Below are 18,348 nucleotides of genomic sequence, written 5' to 3'. Positions count from 1 at the left end.
GTTGTCTTGTGCGGCACGAGACACTTGGACTGGTGTTACCGTCTCAAGCCCGCATACCCGGGCCTGCCGAGCTAGGAGGGACGGGGCGTAGGCCTCGATCATGGACGTGAAGCGCATCTTCCGCGGACCCCTGTTCTGGATCGTCGTCGCCTTCCTGGGCGTACTGGTGATCGGACAGCTCCTGACCGGCTCGACCGGGTACAAGACCGAGCCGACCGGGCAGGTCGTGCAGCTGATCCAGCAGGCCACCAGCTCGTCGGACAAGACGATCAAGTCGGTCACGCTGATCGACCCCGACCAGGAGATCCGGGTCGAGAAGACCGACGGCACCAAGGTCCGGGCGCACTGGGTCGACGGCCAGGCCAACACCCTCGGCCAGGCGGTGCAGAAGCTCTACGACGACAAGAAGATCGAGCGGTACGACGTCGAGAACCCGAAGCCGAGCTTCATCGGCCAGGTGTTCTCCACGCTGATCCCGTTCCTGCTGATCGCGGTCGTCTTCATCTTCTTGATGAACTCCATGCAGGGCGGCGGCTCCCGGGTGATGAGCTTCGCCAAGTCCAAGGCCAAGCTGATCACCAAGGACACCCCGAAGACCACCTTCGCGGACGTGGCCGGCTGTGACGAGGCGATCGAGGAGCTCGGCGAGATCAAGGAGTTCCTCCAGGAGCCGGGCAAGTTCCAGGCGGTCGGCGCGAAGATCCCGAAGGGCGTGCTGCTCTACGGCCAGCCCGGTACCGGCAAGACGCTGCTGGCCCGCGCGGTGGCCGGCGAGGCCGGGGTGCCGTTCTACTCGATCTCCGGCTCGGACTTCGTCGAGATGTTCGTCGGTGTCGGCGCCTCCCGGGTCCGCGACCTGTTCGAGCAGGCCAAGACGAACGCCCCGGCGATCGTGTTCATCGACGAGATCGACGCCGTCGGCCGGCACCGTGGTGCGGGCCTCGGCGGTGGTCACGACGAGCGTGAGCAGACCCTGAACCAGCTGCTGGTCGAGATGGACGGCTTCGACGTCCGCGGCGGTGTGATCCTGATCGCGGCCACCAACCGGCCCGACGTGCTCGACCCGGCGCTGCTGCGGCCCGGCCGGTTCGACCGGCAGATCGCCGTCGACGCGCCGGACCTGCCCGGTCGCGAGCAGATCCTGAAGGTGCACGCCCGCGGCAAGCCGATGGCGCAGGACGTGGACCTGACCGCCGTCGCCCGCCGTACCCCGGGCTTCACCGGCGCCGACCTGGCCAACGTGCTGAACGAGGCGGCCCTGCTGACCGCCCGCTCGAACATGCAGGTGATCGACAACAAGGCCCTGGACGAGGCGATCGACCGCGTCATCGCCGGCCCGCAGCGCCGGACCCGGCTGATGTCGGACAAGGAGAAGGTGCTGACGGCGTACCACGAGGGCGGGCACGCCCTGGTCGCCGCCGCGCTGCCGCACTCCGACCCGGTCCAGAAGGTGACGATCCTGCCGCGGGGCCGGGCGCTCGGCTACACGATGGTGATGCCGGACGAGGACAAGTACTCGACCACCCGGTCCGAGATGCTGGACAAGCTGGCCTACATGCTCGGTGGCCGCGCGGCCGAGGAGATGGTCTTCCACGACCCGACCACCGGCGCCAGCAACGACATCGAGAAGGCGACCGCGCTGGCCCGCGCGATGGTCACGCAGTACGGCATGACCGAGCGGCTCGGCGCGATCAAGTTCGGCCAGGACAGCAGCGAGCCGTTCCTGGGCCGGGACCTGGGCAGCCAGCGGAACTACTCCGAGGAGATCGCGGCCGCGGTCGACGAGGAGGTCGGCAAGCTGATCCTGAACGCGCACCAGGAGGCCTTCGACATCCTCGCCGAGAACCGGGCGGTCCTGGACCACCTGGTCGAGGAGCTGCTGGAGAAGGAGACCCTGGACAAGAACGAGATCGCCCGGGTCTTCGCGCCGGTGGTGAAGCGGGAGCGGCGGCCGGCCTGGACCGGTTCGTCCACCCGGGTCCCGTCGGACCAGCCGCCGGTGATGCCGGTGCCGAGCCGCGCCGAGCAGAACGGCTCGCTCTCCGACGTCCTGCCGGGCGGCGCCGTCGGCCCCGACGAGGCCGTCAAGCCCCCGAACTACGGCAGCGGCCCGACCCCGCCTTCGCCGAAGGACTGAGCCGGCACCGCCGTCGCCCGAACCGGGCGGCGGCGGTGCTCTTTGTCCGCCGGTGACGGCTTTTCGCGCCGCTGGCGTGTTGTAGCAGGTCAGCGGTGAAACAACCCGCCAGCGGCGGACGCCGTACCCGGGGGATCGCTGTCTAGAGTGGCGGGATGACGTCGCCGAAGTTCGACCATGCGCGGGCGGAGCGGGCCGTGCGGGAGCTGCTGATCGCGATCGGGGAGGATCCGGACCGCGAGGGTCTGCAGGACACCCCGGCCCGGGTGGCACGCTCGTACGCCGAGATGACGGGCGGACTGGGGCAGCGGGCCGAGGACGTGCTCACCACCACGTTCGACATCGGCCACGACGAGATGGTCCTGGTCAAGGACATCGAGGTCTGGAGCCTCTGCGAGCACCACCTGGTGCCGTTCACCGGGGTCGCGCACGTCGGCTACATCCCGAGCCGGGAGGGCCGCATCACCGGCCTGTCGAAGCTGGCCCGGCTGGTCGACGTGTACGCCAAGCGCCCCCAGGTGCAGGAGCGCCTGACCACCCAGGTCGCCGACTCGCTCCTCGACCTGCTCGAACCGCGCGGCGTGATCGTGGTGATCGAGTGCGAGCACCTCTGCATGACCATGCGCGGCGTCCGCAAACCCGGCGCCAAGACCATCACCTCGGCCGTCCGCGGCCAGCTCCGCAACCCGGTCACCCGCGCCGAGGCGATGAGCCTGATCGTCGGCTGACCGTAGCCCCGAAGGTCCTCGTTCGTTGGGGTTTGAGAGCTGATGTCTGTGGACATTCTGTCGCTGAGCGTTTACTTTCCGTAGTGGTGCTCGGTCGACGGGGATCGGGCACCGGCGTGAGGAGGACAGGATGTCAGGGCGTTACCGGGTCGGTGCCGCACTTGCCGGAGCCGTCGTACTGACGGCGGCTGGGCTGGTCGCGGCGAACTGGGCCAACGCCGAGTCCCGCGGCGATCGGCAGACCGCACAGGCGGGCCCGGTCGACCAGGTGACGGGCCAGTCGCCGCTGCTCGCGGAGACGGTGGAGACGCAGCTCGGGTCCAAGGCCGTCGGGAGCTACTACGACGACGCCGGTGAGCTCGTGGTCGCAGTGTCCGATCTCGCGACCGCCCAGCTGGTCCGCGACGCCGGCGCGATCCCGAAGCTCGTCCGCTTCACCGCCGACCAGCTGAACGCCGTACAGGGCGAGCTGAACCGGCTGGCCAGCAGCTCCAGCGCCGGCAAGGTCCGGTCCTGGTACGTCGATCCCATCTCGGGGACCGTGGTCGTCAGCGTGCCGAAGGGCGCGCACGACCTGATCACCGAGCGGTTCCTCGAGCGGGCCAAGGCGAACGGCGACCAGGTGACGATCCGGTCCGTCACCGGCCAGGTGACGACGACCGCCGACGACTTCGGGCTGCGCGGCGGGGTCCAGGTGGACAAGAACACCGGGTACGTCTGCTCGCTCGGCTTCAACGCACGGACCACCAAGGGCACCCGGATTTTCCTGACCGCGGGGCACTGCACGGCCGGCAAGCCGTCGTTCTCCCGGAACGGGTACGTGCTCGGCAACACCCGGACGTCGAGCTTCCCGGGCAACGACTTCGGCACGGTCAGCGTGATCGAGGGCTGGGACCAGCAGGGGTACGTCGAGGGCTGGGGAGCCGGAAACATCGCAGTCAAGGGGATCGGGAACGCCACCATCGGTTCGACGCTGTGCAAGTCGGGCAAGAGCACCGGCTGGACCTGCGGCCGGATCGTCGCGCGCAACGTGACCGTGAACTACGGGAACAACAAGGTCGTCCGCGGGCTGTTCCAGCACACCGCGTGCACCGAGGGCGGCGACTCCGGCGGGGCGAACATGACCGGCAGCTACGCCCAGGGCATCTCCAGCGGCGCCGCGCTGATCAACGGCCAGTGCCTGGAGAAGCACGGCCAGACCAACGAGTCCTACGCGCAACCCATCGCGGAAGCCTTGAAGGCCACCCAGTCCAGATTGGTTCTCAGTAACTGATCCGGGTGGCTCCCCGTGTGTCGGTGGGGGCTACCAGTGCCCCGCGTCGGATGTCGCTTGGCGCTTGCGGCGCACTAGTGTGTTTGGGTGGGAACTGAGCCATGGGTTGACGTCGACGGGCTGCCGAAGCTGAACCGGTGCCTGGTGATGGGCGTGGTCAACGTGACCCCGGACTCGTTCTCCGACGGCGGCGAGTGGTACGAGCCGGCGGCCGCGATCAAGCACGGGCGCGAGTTGCTGGCCGAGGGCGCCGACCTGCTGGACGTGGGCGGGGAGTCGACCCGTCCCGGCGCCGCGCGACCGGCCCCGGAGGAGGAGATCCGCCGGGTGCTCCCGGTGATCGAGACGCTCGCGGCCGAAGGCGCGCTGGTCTCGGTCGACACGATGCGCGCCAACGTGGCCGAGCTTGCGCTCGACGCCGGCGCGGTGATGATCAACGACGTGTCCGGCGGCCAGGCCGACCCGGGCATGCTCCCGCTGGTGGCCGAACGCCGTACGCCCTATGTCTGCATGCACTGGCGCGGGCACTCGATCGACATGCAGAACAAGGCCGAGTACGACGACGTGGTCGCCGAGGTGATCGCGGAGCTCGCCGAGCGGATCGACGTGATGCGCCGGGCCGGCCTCGACCTGAACCGGGTCGCCCTCGACCCCGGGCTCGGTTTTGCGAAGAACGCGGACCACAACTGGGAGATTCTTCGCCGGCTGCGGGAATTCGCCGTACTGGGTAGACCGTTGCTGATCGGTGCGTCCCGGAAGACGTTCCTCGGTAGGCTGCTCGCCGACGAGCAGACCGGTGAACCCAGACCGGCCGTACGACGAGACGACGCGAGCGCGGCTGTATCCGCCCTGGCCGCCGCAGCGGGAGCCTGGTGTGTCCGGGCCCACGCGGTGGCGCCCAGCGCGGACGCGGTCCGGGTGGCGAAGAGATGGGGGACGGTATGACGGACGGAACCGGCGGCGGTCCGCGGCACGGCACCAACGGTGAGGGTGCGCGCGGCGCCACGGTGGAGGACGTCGTGCTGACTGCCAACACCGCGTTCTACAACGCGTTCGAGGCCGGTGACCTGGATCTGATGGCGGCGGTGTGGCTGCCGGAGCCGGACCCGGTCTGCATCCACCCGGGCAACGCGGCCATCTCCGGGTACTCGGAGATGATGCGAGCCTGGGCGATGATCTTCGCGAACACGCCGTACATCCAGTTCTTCCTGACCGACGTCCAGGTCCGGGTGGATGAAGACGTGGCATACGTCACGTGTACGGAGAATGTCCTGTCGTCCGGGGAGGGAGCCCCCGAGGAGGGGTTCGCCGGGGGCAAGGCACTGGCCACCAACGTCTTCCGCAGAACTTCCTCCGGCTGGCGGTTGTGGATCCACCATGCCTCCCCGGTACTGTCGTCGTCTGGGGGCCGACAGGAGGAGGCGGAATGAGCGGTCCCGTGACACCTCCTGCCGACGTGATCGAGATCCGTGGCATCCGGGGTTTCGGACGGCACGGAGTCTTCGAGCACGAGCGGGCCGACGGGCAGGAGTTCGTCGTGGACGTCCGGCTGGAGCTGGACACCAGGCCCGCGGCGGCTTCCGACGACCTGGCCGACACCGTGAACTACGGGGTGGTGGCCGAGCAGGTGCACAAGGCGATCGAGAGTGACCCGGTGGACCTGATCGAGACCCTCGCCCAGCGCATCGCGGACCTGTGCCTCGCCGACCGGCGGGTGACGGCGACCGCGGTGACGATCCACAAACCTTCGGCGCCGATCACGGTGCCGTTCGACGACGTTGTCCTGACCGTGCAGCGCAGAGCCGGAGAATCCTCGTGACTGAGACCCCTAGTCCCCACGTCATCGACGCGGACACCCTGAGCGGTGGCCTGAAGCCGATCCGCCAGGTGATCCTGTCGCTCGGCAGCAACCTCGGCGACCGGGAAGCGAACCTGCAAGGCGCGGTCGATGCGCTGCGGGACACCCCGGACGTCGTGGTGGTCGAGGTCTCCCCGGTCTACGAGACCCAGCCGATCGGCGGGCCGGACGAGTCCGGCCCGTACCTGAACATCGTCCTGCTCGCCGACAGCACGCTGCCGGTCGAGATGCTGCTGGACCGCGCGCACGCGATCGAACAGGCGTTCGGCCGCGAGCGCAGCGTGCCGGGCGCGCCGCGGACGCTGGACGTCGACCTGATCACCTACGGCCAGAAGACGATCGAGTCCGAGGAGCTGACCGTGCCGCACCCGCGGGCGCACGAGCGCGCGTTCGTGCTGGCGCCGTGGCTCGACATCGAGCCGGACGCGGTGCTGCCCGGCCGCGGCCCGGTGGCCGAGCTGCTCGCCAAGGTCGGCTCCGAAGGCGTGACCAAGCTCGACATCGAGCTGCAGTAGTGGTGTCCGGCGGTCCCGAGTCCGGCCGGGCGCCGGAGAACGGGCCCGGCAAGGAGCCGCCGCGCCCGGGCTCGGTCCGGCCGACCTCGCGCCGGCTGCTGGTCGCGATCGCCGTTCTCGGGGCGGCGATCGGGCTGACCATGGTCCAGGCGATCGAGTCCGGCGGCGGCGTGGCGCCGTCGGTGTCGTGGCTGACGCTGGTGGCGTGGGCGTTCCTGGCCGCGCTGCTGTTCGCCGCCGCCCGCAACACCCACCAGCGGATCCAGGTACGGCGGGAACGGGTCGAGCCGTCCCGCGCGGTGTTCCTGCTGCTGATCGGCAAGGCCAGCGCGTTCGTCGGCGCGTTGTGCACCGGTGTTTACGCAGGGTTCGCGTTATCCTTCCTGGAAGCGGTGAGCTCCTCAGGACCTCGTAACCGTGTGATCATGGCCGGTGCCGCGGCCGTGATCTCAGTGCTGGTCGTCACGGCCGGATTGTTGCTCGAACGCGCGTGTCGTATTCCCGAGGACCCGGACGACACCCCCTAACATGGCGACCCATGGGCTCAAGGGGTAACCGCCGTCGTACCAGGGCCACAGTTCTCGCCGTCGCCAACTCGCTGCTGGTGGTCGTCTGCGTGGGTGTTTCGATCGCCCTGTTCTCGCAGAACCAGTGGATCCTGCGGGCGGCCGCCGTCGTCGCCGTCCTGGTCGCGGTCGGCGCCTCACTGCTGGTCCGCCACCAGCTCCTGGTCGAACGCCTGGCCCACTCCGAGGAACGGGCCCAGGTGGCCCAGGAGTACTCCCGGATCACCAGTGCCCGGGTGGTCGAGAACGCCGAGTTCGTCGACCTGATGCAGCGCCGGCTGGACAAGATCGACGAGCGGCTGGACAAGATCGACCAGGAGGTCGCCACGGTCGTTGCCGCCGGCGACAAACACTCCCAGGCCGACGCCCCGACCGTGGTCGACCTCAAGCTGCGAGGTCTGGCCGCTTCCTGACGGCTCGCCCATACTGCGGTGTGGGGGTGATGTCCATGGGGCTGGACGCGAACTATCCGGCCGTGACGATGAACGACCCGAACGGGCACGTCACGGTTTACGACCAGGACCATTTCCCGATCGGCCGGCTCGGGCCCACGCCGTACGAGTCGCCGTCGGTGAACGTGACCTGCCTGCGGAAGGCGTGGAACGAGGCGTACTGGTACCGGTTGCTCAACCCGGACGGCTGGGACTACCCGGCGTCGGCTGCCTACGTGGCGGCCGACGAGACCCACGAGCTGAACCCGGGCCAGCCGTACCCGATCCCCGAGTGCCGCACCGGCGGCTGCCGCCGCAAGGCCGGCCAGGCCGCGGCCGCGGGGGTGCTGGCGGCCGGTGTCTTCACGGCCGTGCGGTCCTGGCGACGCAGATCGGACGCGCCCGACACGGCTTGAGGAGGTCGCGTAGGTTCTGACCTGTGGATATCTCCGAACTGCTGAAGGTCGCCGAGGCCGCCGTCGACGAGGGCCGGAAGGTCACCGACACCCGGCCGCCGGGGGAGCTGACGTCCAAGGGGGACCGGGACATGGCCTCCGAGGTGGACTTCGCGGTCGAGCGTGCGGTCCGGGCCTTCCTGGAGCGGGAGACGCCCGGCATCGGGGTGCTGGGCGAGGAGGAGGGCGGCGCGACCGGCGGCACCCGGTGGGTGCTGGACCCGATCGACGGGACGGTGAACTTCGTCCACGGGGCGCCACTCTGGGGCATCTCGCTCGGCCTGATCCACGAGGGCCGGGCGGTCGCCGGTGTCATCGACCATCCGGCGCTCCGGACCAGGTACGCCGCCGCCGAAGGACACGGCGCGACCTGCAACGGGACGCCGATCCGGGGCAGCGAGTGCACCCGGCTGACGGACGCGTTGGTTGCCGTGGGCGACTTCGCCGTCGGCCCGGACGCGGCCGCGCAGAACGCCGAGCGGCTGGCGCTGACCCAGCTGCTGTACCCGCGGGTGCAGCGGATCCGGATGATCGGTACGGCGGCCACCGCGCTGACCTGGGTCGCGGCCGGTCACTTCGACGCGATGGTGATGTTCTCCAACAAGCCCTGGGACACGATGGCCGGCGTGGCGATCGCCCGCGAGGCGGGTGTCGTCGTCCTGGATCTGGACGGCTCGGACCACACCCCGGAGTCGCGCGGCACCTTCGCCGTCGCGGCCGGCATCCGCGAACCGATCCTGGAGCTGATCACCCAGGCGACGGCCTGACTACTTGTCGATGTCCCCGACCACGAAGAACATGCTGCCGAGGATGGCGATCATGTCGGGGATGACGGTGCCGGGCAGCAGCGCGGGCAGCGCCGAGATGTTGTTGAAGCTCGCCGATCGCAGCTTGAGCCGCCAGGGTGTCTTGTCGCCGCGGGACACCAGGTAGTAGCCGTTGATGCCGAGCGGGTTCTCGGTCCAGGCGTAGGTGTGGCCTTCGGGGACCTTGAGGATCTTCGGCAGCCGCACGTTCACCGGGCCGGCGGGCAGCGCCGACAGCTTGTCGATGCAGGCGTCGACCAGGTCCAGTGACACCTTGACCTGCTCGAGCAGCACCCAGAACCGCGAGAAGCAGTCGCCGTCCGACCGGGTGACGACCCGGAGCACACCGTCGCGCAGCAACTCGTCGTACCCGAGGTAGGGCTCGTCGCGGCGGAGGTCGGCATCGACGCCGGCGGCGCGGGCGATCGGGCCGGAGACGCCGTACTGGGCGACCAGCTCGGGGGAGAGCCGGCCGACGCCGACGGTCCGGGCGCGGAAGATCTCGTTGCCCATGACAATGTCCTCGATGTCCGGCAGCCGCTTGCGGACCGCGGCCGAGGCGGCGGAGGCGCGGCCGAGCCAGCCGTAGGGCAGGTCCTCCTTGAGGCCGCCGACCCGGTTGAACATGTAGTGCATCCGGCCGCCGGACAGCTCCTCCATCACCGCCTGGAGCGTCTCGCGCTCGCGGAACGCGTAGAAGACCGGGGTGATCGCGCCGAGCTCGAGCGGGTAGGAGCCGAGGAACATCAGGTGGTTGAGGATCCGGTTCAGCTCGGCCAGCAGGGTGCGCAGCCAGACCGCGCGGACTGGGACCTCCAGGCCCATCATCCGCTCGACCGCGAGCACCACCGCGAGCTCGTTGCTGAACGCGGACAGCCAGTCGTGCCGGTTCGCCAGCACGATGATCTGCCGGTAGTCGCGGACCTCGAACAGCTTCTCCGCGCCGCGGTGCATGTAGCCGACGATCGGCTCGCAGCCGACGATCCGCTCACCGTCCAGGGTCAGCCGCAGCCGCAGCACGCCGTGCGTCGCCGGGTGCTGCGGGCCGATGTTGAGCACCATGTCCGTGGTCGCCAGCTCCGAGCCGGTCCCGGTCCCGCCCCGCTCGTACGCAGGGTCGAACCCGGCGGCTCCGGCACCGATACCCACCACTCGTTCCGTACTCATGACCACTATCGTGACAGGCTTGGACCGTGGATGACCTCTTCGCACCCTCGGATGTCAGCTGGACGCCGGTCTCGCCGAAGCTGGCGTCGGTCCGGCGGGTGAACGCGGCGATCACGTTCGGTGTGCTCGGGCTGGTGGCTCTGCTGGTCCTGGGGATGACGCTGGGCTGGTGGTACGGCGTCCTGGCGCTGGCCATGTGCGCGGGCGGGTTCGGCTGGGCGTGGGTGCTGGTCGGGCGGAACCAGCGATCCTGGAAGTACGCCGAGCGCGAGGACGAGCTGCTGGTCAGCCACGGGATCCTGTTCCGCGAGCTGGTCGTGGTGCCGTACGGCCGGATGCAGTTCGTGGACGTGACGGCCGGGCCGCTGGAGCGGGCGTTCGGGATCGCGACGGTCGAGCTGCACACCGCGACCCCGGCGACCGACGCGAAGATCCCCGGGCTGCACCCGGACGAGGCGAGCCGCCTGCGTGACCGCCTCTCCGCCCTCGGCCAGGCCCAGGCGTGGGGCCTGTGACCGAGCAGCCGCAGCCTGTGCAGGCGCCATCCGTGCAGCCGCCGCCGGAGCCGTCCGGAGCGCGGCTGCACCCGCTGACGCCGTTCGTGAAGGGCTGGGGGTACTTCGTCGTCGCGGCGATCGCGATGGTGAACAACGAGAGCCTGCGCAGCAACCTGACCCTCGCCGGGATCGGGCTGGCGGTCGTGCTGGTCGGCGGCATCCTGCTCGGCGCGCTGTCGTGGTGGTTCACCAAGTGGCAGCTGACCGACGAGGCGATCCGGGTGGACAGCGGGTTCCTGTTCCGCCGGACCCGGATCATCCGGTTCGACCGGATCCAGGCGATCGACGTCGCGCAGCCGTTCGTCGCCCGCCTGTTCGGGATGGCCGAGCTGCGGATGGACGTGGCCGGCGGCGGCAAGAGCGACGGCAAGCTCAGCTACTTCACGTTCGACGAGGCCGTGAAGCTGCGGACCATCCTGCTGGTCCGGGCCAAGGGCGAGCAGGCCGTCGAGCACTCCGCGCACCAGCCCGAGCCGGAACCGATCCTGACCGTCCCGACGAACCGCCTGCTCGGTGCGACCCTGTTGTCCTCGACAGTCATCGCCAGCGCCGGTGGTCTGGTCTGGTTGATCGTCGCCACCACCGTGCTCGAGTTCCACATCGGTCTGTTCGCCGGCCTGCCGCTGCTGCTCGGTGTCGTGCAGCCGATCTGGAAGCAGGTCGTCGGCAACCACGGCTTCACGCTGTCGGAGAGCCACGACGGGCTGCGGACCAAGCGTGGCCTGTTCGACGTTCAGCGGCAGACCGTGCCGCCAGGCCGTGTGCAGGGTCTGCTGATCACCGAGCCGATCATCTGGCGGCTGCTGGGCTGGGCCCGAGTGGAGTTGGACATCGCCGGCGTCGCAGGCAACCCCGCCGAGGGCGAGGACGACCGCGAGGGCGCCCAACTGCTGCCGGTCGGCGACCGGGGCGAAGTGGCCTTCGTGCTCGCCCGCATCCTGCCCGGCCTAGACCTGTCCCAGATCCAGATGCACCAGGCGCCGGAGCGGGCCAAGTGGCTGCGTCCGGTCGGCTGGCGTTACCTCGCATACGGCTTCGACGGCCAGGTGCTCGTGACCACGCGCGGCTGGGTGAGCCGCCGTACGTCGATCGTGCTGCACCACAAGACCCAGTCGGTGCGGCTCGAGCAGGGGCCGTTGCAGCGCCGGCTGGGCCTGGCCAACGTGCACGTGGACACACCACTCGGACCGACCGATGCGATCGCTCTGCACCGCGACCAGTTCGAGGCTGCGCAGCTCCTCGAGGCTCAGGCGGACAGGGCTCGCGAGGCTCGCCGTACGGTGCCTTCACCGATCGCTGTCCAGACCCACCCGAACCCGCCGAGCCCGGACGGGTCCAGCAGCTCCGCCGCCTCACCAGCCGACGACAGTTCGGCCACGTAGCGCAGTGGGTCCGTCTGAGCCAGCGCGAGGCTCGGACGGGCCGCACGCACGCCCAGCGCCCTCAACGCGTCCCGTTGCAGCACAAGCGATCCTCCTAGCGAGTCCAGTGCGACATGCGCTGTCACATCACAGGAGCCATCCAGCACCGGGTCGCACTCGCGTCCATCCCGAAAGCCCATGACCGTCCCGTACGGCGGTCGCTCTGTCCGCTCGTGCCCGTAGTCGATCGCGACCGCCATCCCGCCCTCGGCAAGCCGCTCGACCACCGAGGCCCACGCCAGGTCGCGAGCCCGGCCGATCTCCGCCCGGTCGCCAGGCTCTTGCAGCGGCCACCACTCCTCGAGCCACTGCAGATCGTTGCCCGAGACAACCGCACCCAAGGACAGGTCGGCCAGCAGATGGCGCGGTACGCCGTCCTCGTCCAGCTCGGCGAGCTCACACGGCACGTTGTCCAGCCACTCGTTCGCGACCGCCAGCCCGGTGATGGATGCCGGCAGCTCGTCGTCCAGCTCCACCTCGACCACCGTCAAGCCCTCGGACCGCAGTACCTGGCCCAGCTCACCCGACCCCGAGCCGATGTCGACGACCTCCGACGCCCCGACGGCACGAGCCAGCCGCGCCAGCGCCTGGCCGAACAGCGCCGACGCATGCACAGAGGTCCGGAAGTGCGCAGCCGGCCGCTCTCGGCGGTAGAACCCGTCAGGCCCGTACAGCGCGTTCTCCCAGCCCTCCCGGAAGCTGATCACAACGGGACCGCGCCGAACTGCCGCCAGACGCTGTCATCGCCTTCCCGCCACAGTCCGACCTCGGTCAGCCGGGCAGTGGGCGCAGGTGCGGCAGCCAGCGCCTCCGTCGCCTCGGCGACGACGGCCGGCCCGCCCTGGGCGGCCGACGAGATGGTGAGGTGCGGATGCGGGTCCGGAAACTCACCGCCGTACGGCGGGCACTCCGGGAACGCTTCGAACACCGCCAGCAGCAGTGCACGCACGGTGTCGAAGGGCTCGGGCCGCAGCCAGGCCGTACCGTTCGGGAACTGTCCCGCGGTCGGGAAGCTGAGGTCGAAGGGCTCGAACGACGACAGGGCGTCCTCGAGCCGGCGGATGGCGAGGTCACCCGGCTTGTCGACCCACGGCACCAGCACGGTGACGTGCGGTGGGATGAGCTCGGTCAGCGGGACGTGCGGACGTGCCGTCGAGTGCGACACCGATCGCCACCGGTCGGTGAAGTCCGCCAACTCGGGCACTGTGATCAGAATCGCGGACAATCCAGTCTTCGCAGCCCATGCATCACTCACCACCGCATGCTCTCATCGCCTAGGCTGAAAGCTGGATCGTCTGGTACCCCGCAGTGGGACTGGAACGAAGAGAGTGAGTATGGAACGGATCGGCTTGATCGGAGCCGGCCGGGCCGGAACCGCCCTGGGAGCAGCCTTGGCGGCTGCCGGGCATCCCCTGGTCGGTGTCACCGCTCGGTCCGGCGTGTCACGCGAACGCGCCGCCCGGCTTCTTCCCCATGTACCGGTGCTGACCGCCGGCGAGGTCGCGACCCGCGCCGACGTCGTGCTGGTCGCCGTACCCGACGACGTGATCGAGGACGTCGTCGAGCAACTGCCGCTGACCAGCAGCCAGTATGTCGTACACCTGTCCGGAGCGCACGGTCTGAGGCCGCTGCGAGGGTCTGACGCGATCCCAGTGGCGTTGCACCCCGCGATGACGTTCTCCGGTGGTCCGGTGCGGCTGGAGGACGTCATGTTCACGGCGACGGCACCGGACCAGGCCAGAGAGCTGGTCGAGCGGCTGGTGAAGGCGCTCGGGGCGCAGGTGCAGTGGGTGGCCGACAAGCAGCGCGCGCAGTACCACGCCGGCCTCGTGCACGGCGCGAATCACCTGACAACGCTGGTCACGCAGGCCCTCGCCGTACTGCGGGAGGCCGGTGTGCAGGATCCGGCCGCGACACTCCGGCCACTGGTGACCGCAACTCTCGACAACACGCTGCGATCCGGTCATCATGCGCTCACCGGGCCGATCGCCCGGGGCGATGTCGACACGGTGGCGGCGCATCTGGCCGGGCTCCAGGACCGGACGGCGAGCACGTATGCCGAGCTGGCCCGGGCGACGGTGGAGCTGGCCGCGGCGGACGGACGGTTGGACCCGGACACCGCGGCACGGTTCCAAAAGGTGCTGAACGGGGAACCAGGCGAGCGGTATCGGACAGGGGAGGCACCGCGATGAGACTCACCCAGACGAAGGCCGAGCTGCGGGCGGCGGCCGCGATCCGGCCCCGGGCGGTCGTGATGACGATGGGCGCCCTGCACGAAGGTCATGCCGCCCTGCTCGCCGAGGCCCGGGAACGGGTCGGCCCGGACGGCAGCGTCGTCCTGACCATCTTCGTGAACCCGTTGCAGTTCGGGCCGTCCGAGGACTTCGACCGCTATCCACGCACCCTGGCCAGCGACCTCGCGATCGCCAAGAACGAGGGCGTCGACCTGGTCTTCAACCCGTCTCGCGACGAGCTGTACCCGAACGAGCCGTCGATCACCGTGCACCCGGGTCCGCTGGCCGACGAGCTCGAGGGCGTGTTCCGGCCGGGCCACTTCTCCGGCGTGCTCACCGTGGTGGCGAAGCTGTTGCACCTGACCGCGCCCGACCTGGCGTTGTTCGGCGAGAAGGACTACCAGCAGCTCACGCTGATCCGCGAGATGGCGTGCGACCTGGACTGGGACGTCGACATCGTGCCGGTGCCGACCGTGCGGGAGGCAGACGGTCTCGCGATGTCCTCACGCAACCGGTACCTGGACGAGACCGAGCGTGACGAGGCGCTGGTGCTGTACCGGGCGCTCACCGCCGGAGCCAAGGCGGGGATGAACGGCCCGGACGCCGTGATGGCCGCGGCGCAGGCGGAGCTGGAGGCGGTTCCGTCGGTGAAGATCGACTATCTCGCGCTGCGGGCGCCGGATCTCGGTCCGGTGATCGGCCCCGGCGAGGCCCGAATGCTGATCGCCGCCCGAGTAGGAACGACCCGTCTCATTGACAACATTTCCATCACGCTCAGATGAAATCCGTTGATACGGTCGCGGGATGACGGAACTGATGCCACGCCTCCGGCGCGGCGGGTCACGGGGCTTTGACTCCCGGCCTTCCCTCGTCCCTCCAGTCGCTTCGCTCCCTGCGCTCCTCAGTCCATGCCGGGAGGCCCCGTGACCGGTCCCGCTGTCCCGCAACGGCTGGCCGCGCCTGAACCCGGCTGGACCGACACCGTCGACGTGGTGGTGATCGGATCCGGTATCGCCGGGCTGACCGCTGCCCTCAAGGCCCGTGAGCTCGGCTCCGTGCTGGTGGTGACGAAGGACGTCGTCGCCTCCGGCTCGACCCAGTGGGCCCAGGGCGGGATCGCCGCCGCCCTCAGCCCGGAGGACTCGCCCGAGGAGCACCTCCAGGACACGCTGGTCGCGGGCGCCGGCCTGTGCGACCCGGACGCCGTACGGGCGCTGGTCACCGAAGGGCCGGACGCCGTACGGGACCTGATCGACCTGGGCGCGCGGTTCGACACCGTCGACGGCGACCTTTCGCTGACGCGGGAAGGCGGGCACCACCGCAACCGGATCGCGCACGCCGGCGGGGACGCGACCGGCGCGGAGATCGAGCGGGCACTGGTCGCCGCGGTCAAGCGCGCCGACGACATCCGGCTGGTCGAGCACGCGCTCGTCATCGACCTGCAGACCGCCGCGGACGGCGCCGTCGCCGGCGTCACCCTGCACGTGATGGGCGAGGGCCAACTGGACGGCGTCGGCGCGATCCGCAGCCGGGTGGTGATCCTCGCCTCCGGCGGGATCGGTCAGTTGTACGCCGCCACCACCAACCCGAGCGTGTCGACGGGTGACGGCATGGCGCTGGCGTTGCGGGCCGGGGCGAAAGTGCGCGACCTCGAGTTCGTGCAGTTCCACCCGACCGTGCTGTGGCTGGGCAAGAGCGCGAAAGGTCAGCAGCCGTTGGTGTCCGAGGCGGTCCGGGGCGAGGGCGCGTTCCTGGTCGACCACGAGGGCAACCGGTTCATGCAGGGCCAGCACGAGCTGGCCGACCTGGCGCCGCGCGACATCGTGGCCAAGGCGATCATGCGCCAGATGCTTGCCACCGGCAAGGATCATGTGTACCTCGACGCCCGGCACTTCGGCGACGAGAAGTGGCGGGTCCGGTTCCCCACCATCCTCGCCTCCTGCCGTTCGCACGGTATCGACCCGGTCCGCGAGCTGATCCCGGTCGCGCCCGCCTGCCACTACTCGTCCGGCGGCGTGTGGACCGACCTGCACGGCCAGACGTCCGTGCCCGGGCTGTTCGCCTGCGGCGAGGTCGCCTGCACCGGTGTGCACGGCGCCAACCGCCTCGCGTCGAACTCGCTGCTCGAAGGGCTCGTCTTCGCCCGCCGCATCGCCGCGCACCTCGCGGACGGTCTGCCCGAGCTCCGCGAGCCGGCCGTGGACACCCGCGTCCCCGGTCTGGTCGACGCGGACGTCGTACCCGAGGTGCAGCGGGTGATGACGGTCGGCTCCGGTGTGATCCGCAGCGCGGCTGGGCTGGCCGAGGCAGGGGCGGCGCTCGGCAAGCTGGTCGAGCAGCCGCCCGGTGAGCCGGGTACGCCGGGATGGGAGGCGACCAACCTGGTCACGGTCGCGTCCGCGCTGATCGCAGCCGCCACCGAGCGTGAGGAGAGCCGCGGCTCGCACTGGCGCGAGGACCACCCGGATCGCGACGACCGCAACTGGTCGGGCAATCTGGACCTCACCTTGCCGGCCGAGAACGGCCAGGCAGTTCCGCGTACGACGTTTGTACCGCACGAAACCGAGGAGAATGACCGGCATGGATGACACTGTCGACCGGCAATGGGTCGGTGACCTCGTGCGGGCCACGATCGAGGAGGACCTGGCCGGTGGGGTGGACGTCACCACCACGGCCACGGTCGACGCGGACCAGGTCTCGGTCGCCGAGCTCATCGCCCGGACCGACGGGGTGGTCGCGGGCCTGGAGATCGCCGAGCTGGTGGTCCGGCTGGTGGCCGCACCGGACGAGGTCGAGCTCGAGTACTCGGTGACCGACGGCGCCCGTGTCACCAAGGGTGACGTGCTGATGACGATCCGCGGCAAGACCCGGCAGTTGCTGACCGCCGAGCGGACCATGCTGAACCTGCTGTGCCACCTCTCCGGCGTGGCCACGCTGACCCGTCGCTGGGTGGACGCGGTCGAGGGCACCGGCGCGGTCATCCGCGACACCCGCAAGACGATGCCGCTGATGCGGTCGCTGGAGAAGTACGCCGTCCGCTGCGGCGGCGGCAAGAACCACCGGATGGGCCTGTCCGACGCGGCGCTGATCAAGGACAACCACGTGATCGCGGCCGGCGGCGTAGCCGAGGCGTTCCGCCTGGTCCGCAAGGCGTACCCGGACCTCGCGGTCGAGGTCGAGGTGGACTCGGTCGAGGACGCCCTGATCGCGGTCGAGTCCGGCGCCGAGCTGATCCTGCTGGACAACATGGACATCCCGCTGCTGCGCGAAGCCGTCGAGAAGGTGGACGGCCGGGCGAAGCTCGAGGCCTCCGGCGGGCTGACCCTCGACCGTGCCCGGGACGTGGCGGAGACCGGTGTCGACTACCTCGCGGTCGGCGCCCTGACGCACTCCGCGCCGGTGCTGGACATCGCGCTGGACCTCCAGGAGTCGTGATGCTGCTAGCCGTCGCCGTCGAGAACACCCGGACCCTGGTGGGGCTGGTTTTCGAGGGCACGGTCAAGCGGCACTGGTGGGTCGGCACCGATCCCCGTCGTACGGCGGACGAGTGGGCCGTGCTGCTGCAGGGGCTACTCACCGGTGAGTCGCCGGTATCCGGGATCGCGGTGTGCTCCGCAGTACCGCACGTGCTGCACGAGCTGCGCGACGTGGTCGGGCGGTACTACCGCGACGTACCGAGTGTGGTCGTCGAGCCCGGTGTGAAGACCGGGCTGCCGGTGCTGGTCGACAACCCGCGGGAGGTCGGCACCGACCGGATCGCCAACGCCCTCGCGGCCGTGCATCTGTACGGCGCTCCCTGCCTCGTCGTCGACGTCGGCACGGCGATCACCATCGACGTGGTCACCGAGTCCGGCGCCTTCGTCGGCGGAGTGATTGCCCCCGGCATCGAAACCGCGACCGACGCGCTCGGCATCGCCGCCGCGCAGCTCCGTCGGGTCGAGCTGGTCCGGCCGCGTTCGGTGGTCGCGAAGAACACCGTCGAGGCCTTGCAGTCCGGAGCGATCCACGGCTTCGCTGCGCTGGTCGACGGTCTGGTCACCCGGATCCGCGCGGAGCAGTCGCTCTCCGCGGAGACCCCGGTGGTGCTGACCGGTGCGCTCGCTCCGCTGATTGCCGAGCAACTGACGACGCCGGTTCGCAACGAACCGCTACTGACACTGCACGGTCTGTACCGGGCATTTGCCCGCAACAACTAGTAAT

At 70.0% G+C, this 18,348-nt stretch carries 20 protein-coding genes and 1 pseudogene; 18 read left to right on the top strand and 3 right to left on the bottom strand.

What is annotated here, in order from left to right; translation table 11 throughout:
• The first annotated feature begins 100 nt into the window (after nucleotides 1-100).
• The 11 genes from ftsH (at nucleotide 101) to AB0H36_RS06695 (ending at nucleotide 8,730) form a co-directional block, all read left to right on the top strand.
• Nucleotides 101-2,137: an ATP-dependent zinc metalloprotease FtsH gene (ftsH, locus tag AB0H36_RS06745; protein ID WP_360517694.1), complete on the top strand. Its 2,037-nt coding sequence runs from the start codon at nucleotides 101-103 to the stop codon at nucleotides 2,135-2,137.
• Between the two features lie 155 nt (nucleotides 2,138-2,292).
• Complete coding sequence (gene folE, locus AB0H36_RS06740; RefSeq protein ID WP_360517691.1) at nucleotides 2,293-2,865, top strand: GTP cyclohydrolase I FolE; 573 nt, start codon at nucleotides 2,293-2,295, stop codon at nucleotides 2,863-2,865.
• Nucleotides 2,866-2,995: 130 nt separating this feature from the next.
• Nucleotides 2,996-4,138 (top strand): S1 family peptidase, encoded by a 1,143-nt coding sequence (locus tag AB0H36_RS06735; RefSeq protein ID WP_360517688.1) that lies wholly within the window; start codon nucleotides 2,996-2,998, stop codon nucleotides 4,136-4,138.
• Between the two features lie 147 nt (nucleotides 4,139-4,285).
• Nucleotides 4,286-5,083, top strand: coding sequence for a dihydropteroate synthase (folP, locus tag AB0H36_RS06730; protein ID WP_360518209.1), 798 nt, complete (start codon nucleotides 4,286-4,288; stop codon nucleotides 5,081-5,083).
• Nucleotides 5,080-5,568 carry a nuclear transport factor 2 family protein gene (locus tag AB0H36_RS06725; protein ID WP_360517686.1) on the top strand — a complete coding sequence of 163 codons (489 nt, stop codon included), beginning with the start codon at nucleotides 5,080-5,082 and terminating at the stop codon, nucleotides 5,566-5,568. Before folP ends, AB0H36_RS06725 begins: the two co-directional genes overlap by 4 nt.
• Nucleotides 5,565-5,957 carry a dihydroneopterin aldolase gene (gene folB / locus AB0H36_RS06720; RefSeq protein ID WP_360517683.1) on the top strand — a complete coding sequence of 131 codons (393 nt, stop codon included), beginning with the start codon at nucleotides 5,565-5,567 and terminating at the stop codon, nucleotides 5,955-5,957. The genes AB0H36_RS06725 and folB overlap by 4 nt, the downstream gene beginning before the upstream one ends.
• Nucleotides 5,954-6,511, top strand: coding sequence for a 2-amino-4-hydroxy-6-hydroxymethyldihydropteridine diphosphokinase (gene folK / locus AB0H36_RS06715; protein WP_360517681.1), 558 nt, complete (start codon nucleotides 5,954-5,956; stop codon nucleotides 6,509-6,511). The genes folB and folK overlap by 4 nt, the downstream gene beginning before the upstream one ends.
• Nucleotides 6,512-6,513: 2 nt before the next feature.
• A complete protein-coding gene (locus AB0H36_RS06710; RefSeq protein ID WP_360517678.1) occupies nucleotides 6,514-7,038 on the top strand; it encodes a DUF3180 domain-containing protein in 525 nt (174 codons plus the stop codon).
• A gap of 11 nt (nucleotides 7,039-7,049) precedes the next feature.
• Entirely contained in the window at nucleotides 7,050-7,490 is a 441-nt protein-coding gene (locus tag AB0H36_RS06705) for a hypothetical protein (RefSeq protein WP_360517675.1), read from the top strand.
• A gap of 35 nt (nucleotides 7,491-7,525) precedes the next feature.
• Nucleotides 7,526-7,924, top strand: coding sequence for a hypothetical protein (locus tag AB0H36_RS06700; protein ID WP_360517672.1), 399 nt, complete (start codon nucleotides 7,526-7,528; stop codon nucleotides 7,922-7,924).
• A gap of 23 nt (nucleotides 7,925-7,947) precedes the next feature.
• Nucleotides 7,948-8,730, top strand: coding sequence for an inositol monophosphatase family protein (locus AB0H36_RS06695; RefSeq protein ID WP_360517670.1), 783 nt, complete (start codon nucleotides 7,948-7,950; stop codon nucleotides 8,728-8,730).
• On the opposite strand, the gene AB0H36_RS06690 is transcribed toward AB0H36_RS06695, so the two are convergent.
• On the bottom strand, nucleotides 8,731-9,936 hold the full coding sequence (locus AB0H36_RS06690; RefSeq protein WP_360517668.1) for an NADH-quinone oxidoreductase subunit D: 1,206 nt from the start codon (nucleotides 9,934-9,936) through the stop codon (nucleotides 8,731-8,733).
• A 26-nt stretch (nucleotides 9,937-9,962) separates the two neighbouring features.
• On the opposite strand from AB0H36_RS06690, the gene AB0H36_RS06685 reads away from it, so the two are divergent.
• Nucleotides 9,963-10,451, top strand: a complete 489-nt coding sequence (locus AB0H36_RS06685) for a PH domain-containing protein (protein ID WP_360517665.1) — start codon at nucleotides 9,963-9,965, stop codon at nucleotides 10,449-10,451.
• Complete coding sequence (locus AB0H36_RS06680; protein WP_360517662.1) at nucleotides 10,448-11,875, top strand: PH domain-containing protein; 1,428 nt, start codon at nucleotides 10,448-10,450, stop codon at nucleotides 11,873-11,875. Before AB0H36_RS06685 ends, AB0H36_RS06680 begins: the two co-directional genes overlap by 4 nt.
• A 107-nt stretch (nucleotides 11,876-11,982) precedes the next feature.
• Here AB0H36_RS06680 and AB0H36_RS06675 read toward each other — a convergent pair.
• Together AB0H36_RS06675 and AB0H36_RS06670 are read right to left on the bottom strand one after the other, a co-directional pair.
• Nucleotides 11,983-12,390, bottom strand: a pseudogene (locus AB0H36_RS06675) (SAM-dependent methyltransferase); the annotation flags it as partial.
• 227 nt (nucleotides 12,391-12,617) lie between these two features.
• Nucleotides 12,618-13,169: a 2'-5' RNA ligase family protein gene (locus AB0H36_RS06670; protein ID WP_360517659.1), complete on the bottom strand. Its 552-nt coding sequence runs from the start codon at nucleotides 13,167-13,169 to the stop codon at nucleotides 12,618-12,620.
• A 79-nt stretch (nucleotides 13,170-13,248) separates the two neighbouring features.
• Here AB0H36_RS06670 and AB0H36_RS06665 point away from each other — a divergent pair, with 79 nt between their 5' ends.
• The 5 genes from AB0H36_RS06665 to AB0H36_RS06645 all read left to right on the top strand — a co-directional run bounded on the left by AB0H36_RS06665 (nucleotide 13,249) and on the right by AB0H36_RS06645 (nucleotide 18,344).
• Entirely contained in the window at nucleotides 13,249-14,106 is an 858-nt protein-coding gene (locus tag AB0H36_RS06665; RefSeq protein ID WP_360517656.1) for a Rossmann-like and DUF2520 domain-containing protein, read from the top strand.
• Nucleotides 14,103-14,930, top strand: coding sequence for a pantoate--beta-alanine ligase (gene panC, locus AB0H36_RS06660; protein WP_360517653.1), 828 nt, complete (start codon nucleotides 14,103-14,105; stop codon nucleotides 14,928-14,930). The genes AB0H36_RS06665 and panC overlap by 4 nt, the downstream gene beginning before the upstream one ends.
• Before the next feature lie 141 nt (nucleotides 14,931-15,071).
• Entirely contained in the window at nucleotides 15,072-16,736 is a 1,665-nt protein-coding gene (locus AB0H36_RS06655; RefSeq protein ID WP_360517650.1) for an L-aspartate oxidase, read from the top strand.
• Complete coding sequence (gene nadC / locus AB0H36_RS06650; protein WP_360517647.1) at nucleotides 16,729-17,583, top strand: carboxylating nicotinate-nucleotide diphosphorylase; 855 nt, start codon at nucleotides 16,729-16,731, stop codon at nucleotides 17,581-17,583. The genes AB0H36_RS06655 and nadC overlap by 8 nt, the downstream gene beginning before the upstream one ends.
• Nucleotides 17,583-18,344, top strand: coding sequence for a type III pantothenate kinase (locus AB0H36_RS06645; RefSeq protein WP_360517644.1), 762 nt, complete (start codon nucleotides 17,583-17,585; stop codon nucleotides 18,342-18,344). Before nadC ends, AB0H36_RS06645 begins: the two co-directional genes overlap by 1 nt.
• Nucleotides 18,345-18,348: the final 4 nt, after the last annotated feature.

The sequence above is a fragment of the Kribbella sp. NPDC050820 genome (assembly GCF_040653975.1).
Lineage (GTDB): Bacteria > Actinomycetota > Actinomycetes > Propionibacteriales > Kribbellaceae > Kribbella.
This window is presented reverse-complemented; position numbering and strand designations above follow the sequence as displayed.